This window comes from Vibrio xiamenensis, assembly GCF_900100015.1.
GTDB classification, from domain to species: Bacteria; Pseudomonadota; Gammaproteobacteria; order Enterobacterales; family Vibrionaceae; genus Vibrio; species Vibrio xiamenensis.
On sequence record NZ_FNDD01000002.1, the window covers coordinates 311329 to 332321 of the forward strand.

Sequence of the window (20993 nt, forward strand, 5' to 3'; positions counted from 1 at the left end):
TATGCAAAACAAGGTCATTCTTGTTGTTCTTGATGGCCTGAACCAGCAGGTAGCCCGTGAAGGTATGGGCTACCTTAATGGCTTGGTTGAGCAACAAAAAGCAACGTATTACCCCATCACCAGTGAGCTGCCTTCTCTGTCGCGGCCTTTGTATGAATGCTTGCTAACGGGCGTGACGCCAATCGAAAGCGGGATCGTGCATAATCACGTGGTTCGCCTTTCTCATCATGAGTCGGTATTCAGCCTCGCGGCTAAACAAAGCTTGACCACGGCGGCGGCGGCTTATCACTGGGTCAGTGAGCTTTATAACCGCGCGCCTTATGATGCCAAGCGCGACCGTCACACTCATGATCAAAGCTTAAACATTCACAACGGCATTTTTTATCATTGGGACCACTATCCCGATGAGGCGTTGTTTCTCGATGCAGAGTATCTTCGCCATCACTACGACCCGGATTTTCTGCTGGTGCACTCAATGAATATCGATGACGCTGGCCACCGTTTTGGTCTCAATTCCGCCCAATACCGCAACAGTGCGCGCTACGCCGATGTGGTGTTATCCGACTTTATGCCGACGTGGATTGCCATGGGCTATCAAGTGCTGGTGACCAGCGATCATGGTATGAACGATGACAAATCCCACGGCGGATTGCTGGCGGAAGAACGTCAAGTCCCGTTGTATGTTGCTGGAAAGGGTTTCTCCCACCAGAGCGCCGATATCAAGCAAACTGAGATATGCGGGCTGATTTGCCAGCTACTCGGCCTTGAACATCACAAACTGTTCAATCCACAATGTTTGCTATGAGTCGCGAGGTCAATACCACCATGGATAAAATCGTATCGTCTTGTGAACCTCAAAACAGGCGTAAACGCCAACTAAAAAAGCTTCGACCCTTGCTATTGGTCGTGCCGTTTGCGGCGTTTTTCTATTTGTTTCAACTGGCGCCGATGATCTGGGTTGTCATCAACAGTTTTCTCTATGACGACAGTTGGTCACTTGGCAATTACCTAGAAGTGTTTGACTCCAAATTCATTATTCAGGGCTTTACCAACAGTTTATGGATTTCGTTTTGGTCAAGTATCGTAGGCCTTGCGATCGCCGCACTGATGGTTTCGTCACTGCGCCATCTCAACAACCGCATTCGCAGCGCCGTGATTGCTTTTACCAATATGAGCAGCAACTTTGCTGGCGTGCCTTTGGCTTTCGCTTTTATCATCATTCTCGGCACCAACGGCGCCGTTACTCTGCTGCTTAAGCAAGCCGGCATCATTGACGATTTTAATCTCTACGGTCAGTGGGGATTGCTCACACTGTACATCTATTTTCAGATTCCACTGGGGATTTTACTGCTCTACCCGGCCTTTGACGCCCTTAAACAAGATTGGTATGACGCCGCCGCACTGCTCGGCGCAAGCCCAATGCGTTACTGGCTCAATATCGGGATTCCAGTCCTTGCCCCTGCGCTACTAGGCACTTTTATTATTTTGTTCGCCAACGCCATTGGCGCGTATGCCAGTGTCTATGCACTCACCACTGGCAATTACAATATGATCACCATTCGCATCGCAAGCTTGGTCTCGGGCGATCTGTTCCTTGAGCCTAATCTGGCGGCGGCGATTTCGGTGCTACTGATGGCGCTTCTGGCGCTGGTCACTGCGGTCAATCAGTGGTTAGTGTCACGGAGTTATCGCCATGCATAATCGTTCGCAACGCTTTCATAAAACCGTGGTGTACAGCATCGTCGCGCTGCTGCTGATGCCGATTCTCGCCACCCTCGCCTATTCATTTTCCAGCCGCTGGGGCGCGACCATTCTGCCCGAAGGCTTTACTTTGAATTGGTATTTAACGTTACTCACCGACCCGCGATTTCTCGCCGCGTTTGGCCGTTCGCTGTTTATCTGCTTTAGCGCCTTGCTGCTCGCCACGCTACTGGTACTGCCAATGATCTTTGTGGTGTTCTACTACTTTCCAAAGCTCGATAAGTTAATGAACATTCTGATCTTATTGCCATTTGCAGTGCCGCCGGTGGTGTCGTCTGTCGGCCTGTTACAAATATACGCCGACAGCAGTGTGCCGTTGGTCGGTACGCCATGGATTTTGATTGGCACCTATTTCACCATCGCGCTTCCGTTTATGTATCGCGCGATTGCCAACAGTTTTATCGCCATTAATCTGCGCGACTTGATCGATGCTGCGCACTTACTTGGTGCCAGTACCAGCAAAGCCTTTTTGCTGATCATTTTGCCCAATATTAAGAAAGGCTTAATGGCATCGCTGTTTGTCTCGTTCTCGTTTTTGCTCGGAGAATTCGTATTTGCCAACATTCTGGTTGGCACTCGCTACGAAACCTTGCAGATTTATCTTTATAACATGCGCCAGACCAGTGGGCATTTCACCTCAGCCCTGGTAATGACTTACTTTGTGTTCATTTTTGTCTGTACTTGGCTGGCCTCATACCTTAGTGCAGGAAGTAAACAATGAGCTATGTAGAAGTGACCCGACTCGCCAAGGCATTTGGCGACAATCAGGTGTTTAAAGCGATCGATTTTTCGATTGAGCAAGGCGAATTCGTCACCTTACTTGGCCCAAGTGGATGCGGAAAATCAACGCTACTGCGCAGCATTGCCGGCCTTGACGATGTCGATCACGGCGAGATTTGGGTGGATGGCGAAAACATGACTCACCTCGCGCCGCAAAAACGCGAAATCGGCATGGTATTTCAGTCATACGCGCTGTTTCCCAACATGACGGTGCACGATAACATCGGCTTTGGCCTGAGAATGAAAGGCGTAAGTAAAGCGCAAGCCGAGCAAGACATCGCGCGTTTTATCGATTTGGTTGAACTGTCTGGTAAGCAGCGCCACTATCCGCACGAACTCTCGGGAGGACAGCGTCAAAGGGTTGCGCTAGCACGAGCACTGGTAATGCAACCACGAATTTTGCTGCTGGATGAGCCACTTTCTGCGCTGGATGCCAAAATTCGTAAAAACCTGCGCCTGCAAATTCGTGATATTCAAAAAGAGCTCAATCTGACCACGATTTTCGTCACCCATGATCAGGAAGAAGCGATGTTGATGTCAGATCGCATCTTCTTAATGAACCAAGGACAAATTGTCCAACAAGGCAAACCAGAGCAGATTTATACCCAGCCTAAAAACCAGTTTGTGGCGGGATTTATGGGGCATTACAACTTGGTCGAAGCCAACTTTGCTCGGCATTGGCTTGGCGTGGACGCGCAATCAACACTGGCGATTCGCCCGGAATCGATTTACGTACGCGAAGCCGGTCGCCAATATCCAACGCATGTCTCGGCGCCAATTAACGGAAAAATTACGCAGCATCAGCTGCTCGGCAATGTGATTCGCTATACCATCATGGTCGGCCCGCAAACTCTGACCGTCGATCTGCTTAACCGTTCATCGGAGCGTTTGCTGGCGCCGGGGAGCTACATCGACATTCTATTTAACCTTAACGAAATCCAACCGGTAAGAGAGTAATATGCCGTCACCACTGTATATATTTGATATGGATGACACCCTCATCGATGGCGATTGCTCGATGTTGTGGAATCAATTTTTGGTCGATAAAGGGTTTGTCAAAGACCCTGACTTTCTCACCACAGATCAAAAACTGATGGCGTTGTACGGCGTGGGTAAACTGGATATGGAAGCGTATCTGGCCTTTACGATGCAGCCATTAGCGGCCATGCCATGCACCAAAGTCGATGAATTAGTGGCGCAATTTGTTGCAGAGTACGTTGAGCCGCGTGTGTTTAAAGAAGCGCAAGCGCTGCTCGCCGATTTAAAAGCCAAGCAAATACCGATGGTTATCATCTCGGCAACGGTGAGCTTTATCGTCACCCAAGTCGCCAAGTCGTTAGGCGTTGAACACGCGCTTGGCATTGATATGGCGGTGATAGGCGACCACTACAGCGCGCAAATTGTCGGCATCCCTAGTTATCGCCAAGGAAAAATTGCTCGCCTTGAGCAATGGATTAACGCCCAGCAAAGCGACTTTTCTGCGCTGCATTTCTACACCGATTCGATCAACGATTTGCCGCTGTGTGAATACGCTGACCACGCCTATTTGATTAACCCTTGTCAGCAACTTGAGCAAGCCGCGCAAGGCAAAAACTGGCAGATTTATCACTGGAATACTCGCGCGTTGGCTTAACACGGTTAAGCATGCATTTACGCACTCAAGGCCGATGCCATCACAAGACAACCGCCTTCAGATACAAAAAAGCCCCGTTTTCACAGGGCTTTTAGTTTAATCACTTTGCGCCTACGCGCTTAAGCATTAATAAACACTTATTTCGCTGGCACAGTCAGTTTTTGTCTTGCGCCTAGAGAATCACGCATTTCAGCCACTTGGTCTGCCGTCACTTCAAGCGCAGTGTTGCCCCACGAGTTACGCACATAGTTAAGAACATCTGCGATCTCTTGGTCGTTCATCTTCCAAGCAAATGATGGCATACCGGCAGCGGTTTGCGCCGTGTGAGTATGCGCAGCGCGAGCGCCTTTGAGCATGGCATGGATTAGGTTGGTTGGATCATCGGCGTTGATAACATTGTTTTTCGCAAACGCAGGGACCATACCTTTAATCCCCTCACCTTCCAGACCATGACACGCTGAGCAGTTCACTTCATAGCTAAGCGCGACTTTGTCCGATACTTTCAGCTGCGGATGCGGCTCACCGCCTTGTGAGGCAGGAATGCTCTTAAGGTAAGTGGCAATCGCGCCAAGGTCTTCGTCAGTGAAATATTGGGTTGAGTGCTCAATCGCTTCCGCCATCGCACCTGTTGCTACACCAATGCCATCAGAGCCGGTTTTTAGGTAGTCTTTGATTTGCTGCTCAGACATATCGCCAATCCCTTTGTGAGGGTTGGAAGTTAAATCTGGCGCATACCATTCACCTAAATTACCACCTTGCATGTAGCCGCTGGTGACTTCGCCGCCCAGCAAGTTACGTGGACTGTGACATGCCGAGCAGTGGCCGCCGCCATCCACTAAGTATTTACCACGGTTCCACTCTGCGCTTTGGTTCGCATCTTGCTCAAGACCTGAGTTATCAAAGAACAGCATATTCCAGCCCGCAAGCGACAAGCGCACGTTGAATGGAAATGGCATATCTTTGGTTTCATCGATATCGTGTTTCACGGGTTTCACAGTGGAGAAGTAAGCCCACAAGTCATGCATGTCTTGATCCGACATCTTCACATAAGCCGTGTATGGCATGGCTGGATAGAGGAAGCCGTGCGAACCCATACCTTGGCGAACCGCGTTGTAGAAATCACGTTCGGTCATGTTACCGATACCGGTTTCAGGATCAGGCGTAATATTGGAGCTGTAGAGATCACCAAATGGCGTTTTGATGTCGTAGCCACCGCCCATATAGCCATTTCCAGCGGTATGACACGCCGAACAGTCGCCAACTCGCATCACGTATTCACCACGTTTGATCGCGTCGAGATCATCGGTTTTGTACTGCGACAAGGTGACAGTGTCATCCGCGACATCCGAGCGTGAAGTGTCTATCGTTTGCCACAGACGTACCAAGGCTAGGATCGCAACCACGACAACGATGGCGATAACGATCTTTAAAATCTTACGTTTGTTATCAGTCATGACAGCTTACACCTCTACCAATGGGCCAGGATTTTTCACGTAAGTTTCGTGGATTGCGCGCGCTGCGCGAACCGCTAGAGCCCCGACTGTGAGAGTTGGGTTGAAACCACCGTTATTTGGGAACGCAGACGCACCGACCACAAATAGGTTGTGTGCATCCCAGCTTTGCAAGTAAGGGTTAAGCGCTGAAGTCTTAGGATCTGCGCCCATCACTGCGCCGCCAATTGTGTGCGAGCTGTGCTGTTTATATGGGTTCCAGCTGGCTTCGGCTTGGTTGTCGACCATGATGTCTTTCGCGCCTGCGCGCTTCATGATTTCAACGGCTTTTTCGGTTGCGTATTTTGCCATCTTCTTATCGTTTTCGTTCCAATCGAAGGTGACACGCAGCAACGGTTGACCGTGACGGTCTTTGTATTCCGGATCCAAACTTAGGTAAGCACCTGGCGATGGCATCGAGGTGCCTTGACAGAAAATCGACGCCGCATTTTGGTAATCACGCGCGTAGGCTTTCTTCCATTCGGTGCCCCAACGGCGAGTGCCCGGACGAATCGCGTCCGCGTTTTGAATCGGACGACCATTGGTGTTAAAGGCCATGATGCCCGCACCGCCGATGAAATCGAGATCGCTATGGTCAAAGTTATCTGCGTTAAAATCATCGATCTGAACCCCTAGCGCGCCGGCGCCGATAAATGGGTTCATATTTTCGTTGTCGAAGAAACCAGTAACCGATGAACAGGTTTGATAGCTGTAGTTACGACCAATGGTGCCTTTACCCGTTTTTGGATCGTACTGCTCGCCCACTTGAGAAAGCAGCATCAGACGTACGTTGTCCATCTGGTAGGCAGTGAAGATAACGATATCCGCAGGTTGGAAACCTTGCTCACCATCTTTAGTGATAAATTTCACGCCGGTAACGGTTTTGCCATCTTCGGCTTTCTCAGCGTGAAGCACTTCAGTTTCAGTAAGCAACGTAAAGTTATTACGGCGCATCAAGGCTGGAAGAATACACGCTTGTGGTGACGATTTTGAGAAGTTACCACAGCCATGAAAATCACAGAAACCGCAGTAAGTACAAGGTCCCATCGTCACGCCCAGTGGGTTAACGTAGGCTTGCGACAAGTTACCCGCAGGAATTGTAAATGGGTGATAGCCCATCTCTGTGGTCAATTTGCGGTATTTGGACATCCAGTTGGTGTCTTGAAGTTCAGGCGTTGGGTACTCACGCGAACGCGGACCTTCAAATACGTTACCGCCCGGAATTTTTTGACCCTGAATGTTACCCGCTTTGCCTGAGGTACCTGCAATACGTTCGAAACGGTCGTAGTACGGTTCCATCTCTTCGTAGGTAACGCCCCAGTCTTGAAGTTGTAGTCCCTTGGTGCGTTCAACACCATAACGCTCGATGGTTTTGGTTTTAACTTCAAAATCCCAAGGGTTAAAACGCCATGACATGCCAGCCCAGTGTGTGCCAGCACCGCCAACGTTCCAGCCGAACTGGTACGCGTTCCAGTTACGTACTGGCGCCGCTTTTTGGCCGTCATGGTTACGGAATGTGGTGGTTTCCACGCTCATTGGCTGAGTCATGGAACGTCTGGTTTGCCAGCGAAGTTCATCAGGATCCACTGCCGGTGGAAAATCGGTTGACGTATCACGCCAAGCCCCTCGTTCGATGGCGACGACATTTAAACCCGCGCGAGTTAACTCTTCTGCGATGACGGAACCTGCCCATCCTAATCCACAGATAACCGCGTCGACTTTTGCTCTTTCTTTTATCATTATTATATTTCTCCAGCCTAATCGTTTGGAATTAAGCTAACTGGGATAAGATTTAACTCTTCTCCACGACGGGCTAAGTAAGGACGATAATCATAACGTGCACCTGGGAAGCCGATCATTTTCCAACCAGCCATATCTTTGTTGCCGCCATAAATAGGGTCCGACAGATAGCCTTCACGGGCGTTTTGCAGCATGAGTTCAAACAATGCAGCACCGTCGATATCGCTACCTAAGTTGATCTTGCCAGCTTCGAGTTTAAGCAGAAAGTCGTCGATTTGATCTGGAGACAGCGCTGCGAATGCACCGCCAAGGTTTTTCTGCGCGTACGCTTCAATCGCAGTTAACCCTTTCAAATAACGCTGTTTTGGCGTTTCAAGAAACTGAGGTTTGCCCATCAGTTTTTCTTCATTGGCACGGTCCATCGGGCCTTCTAAATACAATGCTTTACCTGAGCCGTAATCACCAAAAAGCTGGTCGTCGATAAACTCAATGCAACCACTTTGGGTCGCTGATGGGCCGTATTCATCTTGGGGAATGAGGCGGTCATAAATGGCGGATAAGGTGTCTCGGTCAACTTTTTTCGTTAAGACTCGATAGGCGCCAGCGTGTGCTGGATTGGGTAAATGGTCAGAACTTAAGGCCGTCTCGAGTGGCACACCGTGCATTTCTTCTGCATTAATACGCGGGGCGATGGCGAGAGTAGCCGCAGCTTGACCCAACAGCTTGAGAGCTTGTCTTCTTTTCATAAAGCTATCCTTATCTGATTGGGACTCTTCAAAAGTATTGCAGTTCACTTGAACTAAATGACCAACACGAACGACCAGGGGGAACAACTTATTGACTAAGCCATTGGCAGTCGAGGGGATTTTTTCAGTAGAAACAATCCCTTAAACTGGGTCATTACTACCGATGCATGTCATGTCGCACACATTGTAACAAAATATTACAATATGTAACAACAGTTGCTTCATTTGATTTCAAATTGATACTCAACTTACAAACCAATTAAATTCGTTTCACAAGTGTAACTATTTTGAAAATAGACAATATTTAGCAAATTCGAAAGTATTATGGATGAAGACAAAATAATTCTGGAACCGTATCGTAACTTTTACTGATTCAAAAATTCTTCCTTCACCAAAGCCATCGTTTGGATGAGCCACTAAACCTTTGTATCAATAAAAGCAAACCGTCACCGATCACATTGCTGCTAAAACATCGCAACAAAACTCTCAATAACGAACACAACGAAAATAATGCGAGAAAGCGTTGATTTCACTATGCTGACGCGCATTATATATACAATGTATATACGTTTTTTATGGATGGTGGCATGGGCCGTAAAAAGTCATCAAAGCCGAAAGACAGCCAACTACTGTTACGGATCAACCGCGAAGTACGTGACGAATTTATAGCGATATGCGAAGAGCAGGACACTTCAGCAGCCCGAGAAATACGCAAATTCATCCAGCAATTTATCGCGGCGCATAAAAACGCAGATACATAAACATGTCGAGATAGGCTGCGCGAGACATTTCCGTCGTTATGACCTATTCAAAGGAGTAAATCATGGCAAAATCAACGAAGAAAGAGTTGAAAAAGTCACTTAAAAAAGCCAAATCTAAAGTGAAAAAAATCAAGAAAGAACTCAAAAAGGCCTAGCCCTTATTGATGTTGCAACGGATAAAGCCACCACTAGTGTGGCTTTTTTTTGTTTTCTATCGCCTGCCTCATCTTCCCAAATCAGCACCATCCTTACATTTCGACGATATGAAATAAATGACATATTTTCTTTTAAAACAACAAGTAACAGTTATGTGACAGCATAAATTGTTCATCATGATGTCACGCAATCGTCATTGTTGATTGCTAGTTTTCTCGCTTCCTTGTGCGCACAACCTGAACCAGATTCACAAAAAACCATTTATAGAAGTAAGGAAACCTCTTTGATCATGAAGATTTCACATCAGCAGAAAACATTCGCCCTCACCGCGCTAACCTGTGCGCTACTCAGCGCGTGTAATTCAGACTCAGACAGTGAAGCCAGTTACACAAAACCCGCGCTGCCAACGGGGCTTGGATACGAACAAACCGTTAATACACCTGACATTTCAGGTACAGCGGTGGTCGATGGTGATATTGAGGTCACCAACTATAAGAAAAATATCGTCGCTTACGACGAAGCGGTTAACCCGATTTTACAAGTTCTCACTGGTTTCAACGACATTTGGAGTGTTGGCGATAGCACTTGGTCTAGCACTGGCTCCGCGGACCTTGACGTCGCTGATGGCTACGAAAGCTACACGGGCGTCGACGGCGGCGCGACCAATAGCACCAGCAGCGCACTCCTGCTTGATTTCAGCGGCGCGAACACCCTTGATGATGACGTTTGGCAATACAACTTTGACTATGTCAAAACCCTCACTCGCAGCGGCGAAACCGAGCCCGATGTCGACCGCGATGATGCCGCCAGCCAAGTGTTTGCCTACCTCGATGACCAACGTGAAAAAGGCTACAGCATCACCTCAGGTCTTGGCGCTCTAGCTGATGATTATCGCACTGGCGCCAATTCAACCTCTCCTTACTCATATAACGATGAAGGCACAGAGGTGCTGGTTGATGACACCGAGGTTGATATATTTGATGACAGCAACTTGCCGAATGAAGGCTTAGGTGAAGGTGGCACGAACTATGGTGAAAGTGGTTATGAACTCGATGATGTTATCGCGCTACTGGATACCATTCGTGACTTTGGCGCCTCAACCGAAGCGCCCAAATACCACTTTGAATCTCCGCGTCCTTGGCGCATGGAAAGCGACTACAGTGTCGCCAGCTTCAGCAGCATTGACGATGTCACTGCGCTGGAATGTCATAACCTTGATGACAGCGTGACGGAAAAATTCTACGACTTCCCAAGCGACCCGATTGTCTCACCGCTGATTGGCTTGCGCTGCGCCGGACGCACCATCTATACCGACAACGGCGACGGCAGCTTTAGCTCCAACTACACGGCGGGAAGTGGCGATGCATGGGTATCTGGCCGCGCTAAAGACGGCGGCTTTCCTAGCGGCCATACCACTGAAGCGGTCGACCGTGGTTTAGGGCTTGCCTATACGATTCCTGCGCGTTTTGCTGAAATGGCGATGCGCGCGGTGGACCTTGGCACCAACCGAATTGTCGCGGGTATGCACTCACCGCTGGATGTGATTGGCGGACGGATTATGGGCACCGCAGTCACTGCGGCGGCGCTCAATGCCAACCCAACCGTTGCCAGTACAGCGCTAAGCCAAGCCAACGAGTATTTCTTAGCCAAAGCGCAAACTGCCGGTTTTGATACTATCGATGACTATGCTCACAGCGATGTCAGCGATGTGGAAGCGGCGCGTTACAGCGACCACGATGAAATGAAGGCCCGTTATCTTGCGGCATTGACCTACGGTTTCGAAGCGCTTGATGAAGACAGCGCCGCTGCCGAAGTACCAAAAGGCGCCGAAGTTCTGCTCGCATCACGCTTTCCTTACCTTGATGACGACCAGCGCCGCGCGGTGCTCGCCACCACAGAGATCGATTCCAACTATCCGGTTATCAATCAATCTCGTGGTTGGGGACGCTTAAATCTATTTGCTGCCGCCGATGGTTACGGCGCTTTTGATGGCGACGTAACCATCACTATGAGTTCTGATGATGGTGAATTTGGCGCCCAAGATACTTGGCGTAATGATATTAGCGGCGCGGGCCTGCTCACCAAACTTGGCGAGGGCAGCTTAACGCTCACCGGTGACAACAACTACTCCGGCGGTACACTACTTGAAGCAGGTAGCTTAATCGCGGCCTCAAGCAGTGCATTTGGCAGCGGCACGCTCTATCAGCAAGATGGTAATCTTGAAATCTCAATTGACGATGGCAGCAGCGATAGCTCGCAAGGTACACTTAATGTCGGCGCTTATGTTCAAGATGGTGGTAGCCTTGTGCTTGATCTTAACAATAACGCTAAACTTAGCGCTAGCGGCAGCATCTACTTAAGCGGTGGCAATCTGGTTGTCACGGTCCCAACCCTGAGCGAGACAGAGAGCTTTAGCATTCTTTCCGCCGCTTATCTTGATGGCGAATTTGACAGCGTTACCGCCAGCGATAGCTCAGGCACCAGTTACGATGTGTCGGTCAGTTACAGCGCAACTGGCGCCAGTGTGAGCGTCTCTCCGCAGGCTTAATGACTAAAAACGGTGCATATAATTGAAGAGAGCCTGCATTGCGCAGGCTCTTTACTTTCTGACATTTATTTAAGTTACGCGCCACTTAAGCTTTGCCGGATTGATGGCTAAGACGCAAGTACACCAGCCCGACTAAAAGCCCCCAAAGCGTTGAGCTCATCCCCAGAAAACTCACACCAGATAAGGTGATTAAAAAGGTAAACAGCGCAGGTTCGCGGTAGTTATCTTGTTTAAAGGCGCTACTTAAGCACATCAGCAAAGTCCCTAATAACGCGAATCCGGCGAGAATATGGGAAATCTCATTCGGCAACGCCAAAAACAGCGCCACGACCGATGTGGCGAATAGTCCTGCCATCAAGTAAAACATCCCAGCCCAAATCACAGCGCGATAGCGCTGCGATTTATCACTGTCGACTTGTTCATTCATACAAATGGCGGCTGAAATCGCCGCCAGATTGACGCTAAAACCCCCTATCGGTGCAAACAGCAAATTGGCAAGCCCAGTGCCGACCAGTAACGGTTTAACTGGCACGTCATAGTGATAGCTTCTCATCATCGCAATGCCGGGCAAATTTTGCGACAGCATAGTCACGACATACAGCGGCAGTGCAAGGTTAACCGCTGCGGGCAGTGTAAATTCAGGTTTTATCCACACCGGACTGGCAAGCGAGACACTGAGCGACTCATTGAGCCCTTGGCTTTGCTCGCCGAATAACCCGCACGCCACACCAACAATCAACAACGTTAACATGGTGTAGCGCGGCATCAGATGCTTGGCTAGCAGGTAACTGGCAAACATCAGGAGAAATACCATTGGCATTGAACTTAGCGGCGTAAATGCTTTTAAGCAAAATGGCAATAAAATTGCACCGAGCATCGCAGTGCCAAGCTGTGGCGGAATCCGTTCGATGGCGCGGCTTAACGGCGTAATTAAACCGGTAATCACAATCAACACCCCGGTTATCATGAACGCCCCTATCGCCTCACTCAGCGAATATTGCGCCACTGCAGTGACCAACATTGCCGCGCCCGGCGTAGACCACGCAGTGAGAACCGGCTTTTTATAGTGCCATGAAAACAGTATCGACGTCAGCCCCATCACCAAACCGAGCGCCAACAGCCAACTTTCAATTTGCGCCGCACTGGCACCCGCCGCTTTGGCAGCTTGAATAATGATCACCACCGAACTGGTATAGCCAACCAGAACCGCGCCAAAGCCTGCCGAGATATGCCCCGGATTAAACCACCTTGCTAACATTTCCTATCCCTTGTGATGATGCTACTATTTCGTGTGCGTTATAACGCTCAAAAAGAGTATCACTGTGCGTTATAACGCACAAACAATATTTCAAGCTTAGGATTTTGTTATGCAAGACGCCGATTTTCGCGCGCAAATTGCCCTTCACCTTAAGACCCTGCGTAAAGCGCAAAACATCAGCCTCGACGCCGCGTCTAAACTCACAGGCGTGTCCAAGGCGATGCTCGGCCAAATTGAACGCCAAGAATCGAGCCCAACTATTTCGGTACTGTGGAAAATCGCCAGCGGCCTTGGCACGTCGTTTTCTGCGTTTTTCGCCGGCGATCCTAAGTTGCATGTAAGCGATCGCGCGTTTCCCGCCGATACTCATATGAAGGTGAATACCCTGTTTGCTTATCAAGATGACGCCAAAATGGAGATGTTTGAGATCACCCTAACCCATTTCCATCAACAAATGTCCTCACCTCACGCCGTTGGGGTGATTGAACATATCGTGGTGAAACAAGGTGAAATGCAGGTATTTTTCGACCAGAACTGGCACCGCCTGAAAGCCGGTGAACGGGTGCGATTTTTCAGCGATCAACAACATGGCTATCAAGCGCTCAGCGAGTGCGCAGTATTTGACAATATTATCTGCTACCCAAGCAAATAATTGCTAGCGGTACAAAAAGCACCACGCTTGATTGAACTGGCGTAAAAAATAGCGGCGCCTTTAGCAAGTATGGGGATTACCGAGACGCCGCTGAGGAAGGGAAACTAAAAAGCGATGGTGGCGGCAATGGCGATGAAAATGACGCCAAAAATACCGTTGATGGTGCGAATCACTTTGCCATCGGATAAATAACGTTTAAACGAGTTGGCACCAAGGCTGTAAATAAACATCACCGCCGTATCCACCAGCACCACAATCGCGCCCAGCAGCAAATATTGCGTAGCTTGATCGGCATGGATATCGACAAACTGCGGCAAAAATGCACTGAGAAAGATGATCGATTTGGGGTTGGTCAGATTGACGGTAAAGCCCTGTTTGACCAAACTCGATTTGCTCTGCTGCGTCCCTTCGGCAAACAGGCTGTTATCGGCTTTGATGCTGGCAATGATTTTTTCAACGCCAAGATAAGCAAGATAGGCCACACCCACGTACTTAATAATGTTATACAGCGTTGGCGACTGAGAAACTAAAATGCCAATCCCGAGGTAAATCAGCACCAGATGCAGAGCTAAAGCCGCTTGCAGGCCAAGGATGCCAAAACTGGCGCCGCGAAAACCGTTAACCAGCACATTATTGACTGACACCGCTGCGCCCGAGCCGGGCGACAAACTAAACACCACGCAAGCGATAAAAAAGGCGGCTATATCCATTGCGACTGCACCTCATCGCTCGCCAGCAGCGCTAGCTCAGATTCGCTTAAACCAAAGCGGCGCTGAATCGCTTGAGTGGAATTGAGATTGGTAAATGAGATATGCAAAATATCGCGGTGACCACCGGCGCTATCGCTGATTAAATCCGACACATCGTGTAATACACTGGCGTCATCAATCAGCATAATATCACCGGGATTTTTCAGCGTCGTTTGGCCAATCACCTCGCGCTTGCTGTTGTACACCGAGCTGACTCCGCCTTGAATGTTATGCCGCTCTACCAGCATCAACAAGAAGTACGAAGTGCCATCGCTGTGCATACCTTCGGGCGTCGGTTTACCCAGTGTGGTTTCGCCCGCAACGATACGATATTGGTCGAGTTCAACAAACCATTGTGGCGTGGTGTTACCAAGCAGGGCTTCACAGCGGTTAAAGGTTTTCAGCGCCAAAGTGAGCGCACGCTTGAAATGCTTATTGGCGTACAGACTCGCCTCAGTCATTTCAAAATAACGAAACAGATCGCCGGCGAAGCTGTTATATAGACTGGATTTGTACAACGGCACATAGGGCTTACGCACCAACTGCTGCAACTTGGCCGAGTAATACATGGTCGAGTAGCGACGTTGGCGATAAGTACCGTTGTCTTTCATATAGGTGTCGGTGGGCAAGTTATGCCAAGTGCGCTTGAAATCACTCCACGAGGAATCCAGTTCGTCACTTGACGGCGCAAGCTCGCTCTCACCAATATAAAAGCCATGGCTTAGTAGTGAAGAAGCAAACTCGACTAAGTTCACTTGTAACTTGTTATTGAGAATCACCTCCTCGCCATTGTTATGTTGTTGTACTAGCCACCCCATTTTATCTAGCTGTAATTTTTTAGTTGTGGGTTGTTTTTCAAGGTACATCTATAAAGCTCCCTTGCTGACGTTGTTAGCTAGAATGAAGTATTTATCTACTAGTATCATTATGTTATACATGATGAAAATTTATAATTTCTTAATTAGCGATAAGGAAAAATTTAATGTTGTCTTCTCAGGATCTGCATTTCTTTCACGTTGTCGCCACCAGCAGCAGCCTTTCCGCTGCGGCTAAGAAATTAAGCGTCACCGCGCCAACCGTGACTCAGAGGCTGCAAAATCTCGAAGCGAAATTGGGGCTGAAGTTGGTCGAACGCTCATCTCGAAGTTTTAAGCTCACCGACAGCGGTCACAAATTAGAGAGCCGCTGTAAAACCATTCTCGATGACATTGATGCCCTCACCCACGAGATCAAAGGTGAGCAGGATGCGCTGTCTGGCACACTGACGGTGCTGGCGCCGGTAGGATTTGGTGAAAAGCATATCGCGCCGCTGATTGGCGCGTTTTCCCTTGACTATCCGCAGCTGAAAATTCGTTTGTTGATGTCTGATAGCCCAGATATTGAAAGCTTTCCCGATGCGGATATCGTGATTTATATCGGCGAACTGCGCCATTCATCGATGAAGCGGATTGTTCTGGCCAAAAACCGCCGCTTGGTGTGCGCGTCGCCGCAGTATCTTGCTGCAGCTGGCCCCATCGAGACACCGGAATGCCTCAACCGACAGCACTGCATTGCGCTGGTTGAAAATAATGAAGACACCATGCAGTGGCCGTTTACCCACAAACATACTGGGGCGCGCATCAATGTGCGAATTAAACCGCGCTTGGAGTGTAATGTCGCCGATGCGGTCAAAGTCTGGGCGCTCAATGGTCTGGGAATCATTCACCGCTCAGAGTGGGACGTCGCCCAAGAGATCAAAGCCGGACTGCTAAGTGAAATTCTCACCGATTACCGCCTGCCAGATGCGGACATTGTCGCGCTGCTGACCGACAGCGAATACGACCGCCCGAAACGCGTCAATGTGTTTATTGAATTTCTCAAAGCCTCACTGGCGAGTCTCAATCAAGACTCAGCAATCGCCTAGCTTAACGCTAGGCATCACCTTGAATAAAAACTACTTTTTCAGCATTCCAGTGTGTGCCTGACTGCTGGTCAAACTGGCAACAAGTCAACCGCAGCTCGTCCTTGGCGATATTGTGCGCATACACCGCCGGTATACCATCAGGATATGACCAAACGCCCCAAGGCCGAGTCTCGCCTTGCAAGATGGTGTAAGCGTTATCCATCCCGGAATTATCACTTTGCATCGGATTACATGGCGGGCGCACATCATAAGTACCTCGGTCTGGGTCGCTGCTATCAAGCTGCTGCTGATTAACGTTAAACAGCCGCACATCGCGAACCAAGCCTAACTCTTGGGCGTGAAGATTGATTGCGCCGGGCGAACGAATGGTGATGTTGGAAAACGATATGTGCTCAATCACGCCGCATGGACGCTCGCCATGGCGACGCTTCGCGGTGACGTAAATCGGATCGGCCTTGCCCCAATGACATGGCGCGGTGAACTCAGTTTCAATTGAAATGTTATCAAAGCTCACGTTGCGAATGGCACCGCCATCGCGCGACACCAGTGCCAAGCCGCGATTAGACCCGCTAATAATGCAATTGCTGAACTTGATGTTGTTAAACAGGTTGTAGCTTTCAGTGCCGATTTTAAGCGCCGAACTGTGCGAACGAATTAAGCAATTCTCAACCAAAATGTTCTCACACGGCCAATCCATCCCGTCAGACTTACGGCTGGTTTTAAGGCACACACCATCGTCGGCTGTGCGCAACATGCAGCCGCTAACGATGAAGTCACGGCAGCCATCGAGGTCAATCGCGTCAGTGTTGGTGTATTTAAAACTGTTTTGCACTTTGATATTACGAATCTGACCACGCTCGCAGCCGACCATGTGTAGCGTCCACATCGGCGAATCCACGACGGTAATGTTTTCAATCAACACACTTTGGCACTGCTCGAAAATCACCGTGCGCGGGCGCAGCGAATGTGGCTTTCTATACCCCAATTCATCGGCCTGCTCGGCATTATAAGCCGGAGCATTGCCATTGATCACACCCGCGCCGCTGATGCCAACATTGTATTTACCCTTAGCGAAGATAAACCCATAGTGGCTGCCTTCAGCCATCACTTCACTGCGCGCGGCGCAAAAATCTTGATAATTGGGTGAGGCGATCAACTCGGCACCCGCGCTTAAATGCAGCGAGATATTACTCTCTAAACAAATCGCGCCGCTCAAATACCGCCCCGGCGGCACATATAAAATGCCACCACCTTGAGCGCGTAGCGTGGCAATCGCCCGTTCAAAAACATGGGTATTGAGCGTGACGCCATCGGCGGTCGGCGCAAAATCATTCAAATTGGTGTACATAGCAACTCTCTTGGCTAGCGACTATTTCACCGCACCTTCGGTGACACCGCTGATAAATTTTCTCTGGAAAATCAAAAACATGATTATTAGCGGCAGAATCACGATCATCGCCCCAGCCATCAGCACGGGAATATTAATCGTGTTGCGGTTTTGGAAAAACATCATGCCAATTGGCAGTGTGCGCAGGTCTTCCTGGTTGACTAAAATCAGCGGAATCAGGAATTCATTCCACGTCCAGATAAACAGCAGCAATGCCAAAGTCAGCAGAGTTGGACGAATCGCGGGCAGCAGTATTTTCCACAAAATGGTAAAGCGCGGTGTGTTGTCGATGACCGCCGCTTCAATTAATTCTTTCGGTACTTGGTTGAACGCAGTGGCGATCATCAAAGTGCTGAACGGAATCGACAGCGCCACTTGCGGCAAAATCAGCGCCAAATGGGTGTTAATCAGCCCAAGCCAATGCATTTCGTGATACAGCGGAATCATAAACGCTTCTGATGGCAGCACCATGCCAAGTGCCAATAGCAGCGCAATAAAGGTTTTGCCCGGTAACTTCAAAAACGCAAACGCGAACCCCGACAAAGTGCCGAGTGCAATGCTGGCAATCACCACCGGAAAGACAATCAAAAGCGAGTTAACGAAGTAGACCTTAAAGTGCCCTTCCTGCCACGCCGAAACATAATGACGGAAGTTGAAATGCTCAGGCAGCGAGAAGAAGCCCTGCAGCATTTCCGACTGCGATTTAAACGATGCCGACAACACCAACAAAAACGGTGCAACGGTTAAAATGGCGAAAAACCACAGCAAAACACGCGATAACATAGGGTTATTTTGAGTCATTATTTTCGCTCCCGAAGCACAAAGTGCAGCAATCCGTTGACCGCAAAAACAATCGCCATACTGACCAGCGCAACCGCCGATGCATAGCCAAAGTGGCGTAAGTCAAAACCTTGTTGATACATATACATATTGGTAATTAGGGTTGAAGTCCCCGGGCCGCCTTGCGTCATGACGTAGATAAGATCGAACGCTTTAAGACTGGCGATGACAGTTAAAATCAGCGCAACACGTACCTCAGGAAGTAACGCAGGTAGCGTAATGCGTATGAATTTTTTCCAATGTGTCGAGCCATCAAGCTCGGACGCTTCATGAATCGACGGGTCCATCCGTTGAATGCCGGACATAAACAGCACCAAACAAAAGCCAAAGAAATACCACACCGCAACAAGCCCCGTAGCGGGCAATGCCCAGTCAAAATCTCCTAGCCAAGCTTTCGCCATGGACGGCATTCCGATGAAACGAAAAAACTGGTCAATCGGTCCAAACGCTGGGTTATATAACCAACGCCACACGACGCCAAGCACCGCCATTGGCATGATGTAAGGCATAAAGAACAAAATGCGCAGCGCCGTCAATTCGCGCGGATTTTTCATTTCATTGAGAAAACTACACAGTGCCAGGCCAAGCGCAATCGGCAAAATGGTGTAATAACCCATCAATTTGACGTTATTGCCTATCGCAACCCAGAATTTCGGGTCGTTGAAAATGGCGATAAAATTATGTAACCCAACAAAAATCGGCTGGCTTGCCCCATCCCATTCGGTGACGCTAACACCCAAAGATGTCATCAAAGGAAACAGCAGAAACACACAGTAGATGACAAGTGACGGCAAGATATAGAGTGCGTTTCTGGTGAGAGAAAGATTGAGCATGGTACAAATCCCTGTACGACAAAGGCGCGCAAGCTACTCGTGCTTGCGCCCTTACTGGAGCAAAAACTAGTGGCCAAGTGATGTCATATAGTCTTGATAGTTTTTATCCAGATTGCTGGTCAGTTGCTTTGGCGTAATTTTCTCTGCCATCAACATCTGCACGTTTTCATTTAATGTGGCAAGCATGCTTGGCGTCGACCAGTCGACATAGTGACCAAGCGCGTTGTCTTTATTGACTTGAACCCAAGCAGTATAGATATCACCAAGCAATTGATTGTCTTTTGGCAGGATCACTTCATCCGCTTGCGCCGCTGGAAGGAAACCGTGGCTTAACCAATCCGCAGCCACTTCACCCGACACTAAGTAGTCGATAAACTGCGCCGCGGTTTGCTGCTGCTGATCGCTTTTCGCGGTTAGCGTGATCGAGAACGGTAAGTCGGTTCCCCCCACCATCAAAGGCTTGTCTACGCCTGCAAATTTTGGCATCGCTACGAAGTGGATATCTTTACTGGTTTTAAATTGCCCCGAATACCAAGTGCCGCTGATAAAAAACGCCGCTTGGCCGTTTTGGAATAAGGTCGCCGCATCATCGTGACCTATGCCTTGGAAGCCTGGGAAGAAGTAGCCTTTCTTGCTCCAGTTTTGCATCAAGCTGGCCGCGTTTTCGAGCGCTGGATTCTTGAAGCTACCGCCTTCGCCATAGATAAGTTTATCCAGTGGTGCGCGCTTGCTGGCATCAATTTGATCTTCCCAAATTGCGCTAAGCATCTGTTGCCCAGCATTACCATCAAGAAGCCCAAGCATGATTGGCGCAATGCCTTTCGCTTTCAGCTTAGCCATATCCGCTTCGAATTCTTGCATGGTTTTTGGCACGCTAAGGCCCGCTTTCTCAAGCAGTGCCTGGTTGTAATACAAACCGACCATTTCACCTAAACTGGCAACACCGTACAATTCGCCTTCGCCAAACTGTTGACCTTTAGACCAACGGTTGCGCTTGAGAATCGATTCTGGAAAACGAGTGGTCCAGTGGTAGCTATCAGCAAACTTGTCCATTGGCACCAACAGATCTTGTTTAACTAACGCGCCCATGTCACCGCCGCCTTGGTTTACCTGCGCGACTTGCGGGCCGTCCCCAGAACTGAGTGCCAATTTAAGCGGAATGCGCATGTCTTCAAACGAGTGGATAGAGCGTTTGATTTTGATATCTGGATGCTGCTTGGTGAAATTTTCGATCGCATGTTCAATCACTGCGGTTTGACCTGGGTAGTTGTAGATATCCCATTCGTCTAAATTGGTTTGGGCGTTGGCGCCAAATGAGATGCTGGACATCACCATAGACGTAAGCAGTGCAGTGTGAAATAGCGGGGTTTTACGATTCATGTGGACTCTCCGATAACACAATTCATCATTTCTAGGCCAACCAAGCCGTACTTCCTGTACAAGGTTTGACCTAACCTATAAATAGACTTACTTCTTTTAATAAACAAAGTAAAGATTTATTTTATAAATAGTGGTGAAATTGAGATTGCACGACACTACTTATCAACTGCGTGCATATCTAAATTGGCAAACCTCTCGCGCATGGCGTTAACCTTAGAAAAACAGCGCCAACCGAAGTGCAATAAAGGTATAAAACCCGTTAATGATGAGATAAATAACCTCTAAAACCGACTGCATTCGCTTGGCGAGCACATCATTTTCATTGCCTATATACACGGGCACTTCGCGCAGCTTAGTCTTGACACGCGTGAGTAAA

19 protein-coding genes are annotated in these 20993 nt (G+C 49.0%); 9 read left to right on the top strand and 10 right to left on the bottom strand.

What is annotated here, in order from left to right:
- Nucleotide 1: 1 nt before the first annotated feature.
- The 5 genes from BLS03_RS03035 to BLS03_RS03055 are packed head-to-tail and all read left to right on the top strand — an operon-like array spanning nucleotide 2 to nucleotide 4174.
- Nucleotides 2–805, top strand: coding sequence for an alkaline phosphatase family protein (locus BLS03_RS03035; RefSeq protein WP_093269465.1), 804 nt, complete (start codon nucleotides 2–4; stop codon nucleotides 803–805).
- Entirely contained in the window at nucleotides 802–1701 is a 900-nt protein-coding gene (locus BLS03_RS03040) for an ABC transporter permease (protein WP_425445092.1), read from the top strand. The genes BLS03_RS03035 and BLS03_RS03040 overlap by 4 nt, the downstream gene beginning before the upstream one ends.
- Complete coding sequence (locus tag BLS03_RS03045) at nucleotides 1694–2482, top strand: ABC transporter permease (RefSeq protein ID WP_093269467.1); 789 nt, start codon at nucleotides 1694–1696, stop codon at nucleotides 2480–2482. Before BLS03_RS03040 ends, BLS03_RS03045 begins: the two co-directional genes overlap by 8 nt.
- Nucleotides 2479–3498: an ABC transporter ATP-binding protein gene (locus BLS03_RS03050; protein WP_093269470.1), complete on the top strand. Its 1020-nt coding sequence runs from the start codon at nucleotides 2479–2481 to the stop codon at nucleotides 3496–3498. Before BLS03_RS03045 ends, BLS03_RS03050 begins: the two co-directional genes overlap by 4 nt.
- Nucleotide 3499: 1 nt before the next feature.
- Nucleotides 3500–4174 (top strand): HAD family hydrolase, encoded by a 675-nt coding sequence (locus BLS03_RS03055; RefSeq protein WP_093269472.1) that lies wholly within the window; start codon nucleotides 3500–3502, stop codon nucleotides 4172–4174.
- Nucleotides 4175–4311: 137 nt separating this feature from the next.
- Here the strand turns inward: BLS03_RS03055 and BLS03_RS03060 are convergent, their stop codons facing one another.
- The 3 genes from BLS03_RS03060 to BLS03_RS03070 are packed head-to-tail and all read right to left on the bottom strand — an operon-like array spanning nucleotide 4312 to nucleotide 8150.
- Nucleotides 4312–5628 carry a c-type cytochrome gene (locus BLS03_RS03060; RefSeq protein ID WP_093269475.1) on the bottom strand — a complete coding sequence of 439 codons (1317 nt, stop codon included), beginning with the start codon at nucleotides 5626–5628 and terminating at the stop codon, nucleotides 4312–4314.
- Between the two features lie 6 nt (nucleotides 5629–5634).
- Nucleotides 5635–7404 carry a GMC family oxidoreductase gene (locus BLS03_RS03065; protein ID WP_093269478.1) on the bottom strand — a complete coding sequence of 590 codons (1770 nt, stop codon included), beginning with the start codon at nucleotides 7402–7404 and terminating at the stop codon, nucleotides 5635–5637.
- 17 nt (nucleotides 7405–7421) lie between these two features.
- Nucleotides 7422–8150, bottom strand: a complete 729-nt coding sequence (locus BLS03_RS03070) for a gluconate 2-dehydrogenase subunit 3 family protein (RefSeq protein ID WP_093269481.1) — start codon at nucleotides 8148–8150, stop codon at nucleotides 7422–7424.
- A 587-nt stretch (nucleotides 8151–8737) separates the two neighbouring features.
- On the opposite strand from BLS03_RS03070, the gene BLS03_RS25605 reads away from it, so the two are divergent.
- Nucleotides 8738–8911: a hypothetical protein gene (locus BLS03_RS25605; RefSeq protein WP_176765505.1), complete on the top strand. Its 174-nt coding sequence runs from the start codon at nucleotides 8738–8740 to the stop codon at nucleotides 8909–8911.
- Between the two features lie 445 nt (nucleotides 8912–9356).
- On the top strand, nucleotides 9357–11615 hold the full coding sequence (locus tag BLS03_RS03075) for a phosphatase PAP2 family protein (RefSeq protein ID WP_093269484.1): 2259 nt from the start codon (nucleotides 9357–9359) through the stop codon (nucleotides 11613–11615).
- Between the two features lie 85 nt (nucleotides 11616–11700).
- On the opposite strand, the gene BLS03_RS03080 is transcribed toward BLS03_RS03075, so the two are convergent.
- Nucleotides 11701–12873, bottom strand: a complete 1173-nt coding sequence (locus BLS03_RS03080; RefSeq protein ID WP_093269487.1) for a benzoate/H(+) symporter BenE family transporter — start codon at nucleotides 12871–12873, stop codon at nucleotides 11701–11703.
- A gap of 109 nt (nucleotides 12874–12982) precedes the next feature.
- Between BLS03_RS03080 and BLS03_RS03085 the strand changes: the two genes are divergently transcribed.
- The gene (locus tag BLS03_RS03085; protein WP_093269490.1) at nucleotides 12983–13525 is read left to right on the top strand and encodes a helix-turn-helix domain-containing protein; all 543 of its coding nucleotides are present in this window, start codon (nucleotides 12983–12985) and stop codon (nucleotides 13523–13525) included.
- A 104-nt stretch (nucleotides 13526–13629) separates the two neighbouring features.
- Here the strand turns inward: BLS03_RS03085 and BLS03_RS03090 are convergent, their stop codons facing one another.
- Both BLS03_RS03090 and BLS03_RS03095 read right to left on the bottom strand, forming a co-directional pair.
- Entirely contained in the window at nucleotides 13630–14235 is a 606-nt protein-coding gene (locus BLS03_RS03090; protein ID WP_093269493.1) for a LysE family transporter, read from the bottom strand.
- Nucleotides 14226–15140 carry a 2OG-Fe dioxygenase family protein gene (locus BLS03_RS03095; RefSeq protein WP_093269497.1) on the bottom strand — a complete coding sequence of 305 codons (915 nt, stop codon included), beginning with the start codon at nucleotides 15138–15140 and terminating at the stop codon, nucleotides 14226–14228. The genes BLS03_RS03090 and BLS03_RS03095 overlap by 10 nt, the downstream gene beginning before the upstream one ends.
- Before the next feature lie 116 nt (nucleotides 15141–15256).
- Between BLS03_RS03095 and BLS03_RS03100 the strand changes: the two genes are divergently transcribed.
- Complete coding sequence (locus BLS03_RS03100) at nucleotides 15257–16177, top strand: LysR substrate-binding domain-containing protein (RefSeq protein ID WP_093269500.1); 921 nt, start codon at nucleotides 15257–15259, stop codon at nucleotides 16175–16177.
- A 7-nt stretch (nucleotides 16178–16184) separates the two neighbouring features.
- Here BLS03_RS03100 and BLS03_RS03105 read toward each other — a convergent pair whose 3' ends face one another.
- The 4 genes from BLS03_RS03105 to BLS03_RS03120 form a co-directional block, all read right to left on the bottom strand.
- Nucleotides 16185–17525: a glycoside hydrolase family 28 protein gene (locus BLS03_RS03105; protein ID WP_093269503.1), complete on the bottom strand. Its 1341-nt coding sequence runs from the start codon at nucleotides 17523–17525 to the stop codon at nucleotides 16185–16187.
- A gap of 21 nt (nucleotides 17526–17546) precedes the next feature.
- The gene (locus BLS03_RS03110) at nucleotides 17547–18365 is read right to left on the bottom strand and encodes a carbohydrate ABC transporter permease (protein WP_093269505.1); all 819 of its coding nucleotides are present in this window, start codon (nucleotides 18363–18365) and stop codon (nucleotides 17547–17549) included.
- On the bottom strand, nucleotides 18365–19237 hold the full coding sequence (locus tag BLS03_RS03115) for a carbohydrate ABC transporter permease (RefSeq protein WP_093269508.1): 873 nt from the start codon (nucleotides 19235–19237) through the stop codon (nucleotides 18365–18367). Before BLS03_RS03115 ends, BLS03_RS03110 begins: the two co-directional genes overlap by 1 nt.
- Nucleotides 19238–19303: 66 nt before the next feature.
- Nucleotides 19304–20617: an extracellular solute-binding protein gene (locus tag BLS03_RS03120; protein WP_218121986.1), complete on the bottom strand. Its 1314-nt coding sequence runs from the start codon at nucleotides 20615–20617 to the stop codon at nucleotides 19304–19306.
- Between the last annotated feature and the right edge of the window lie 376 nt (nucleotides 20618–20993).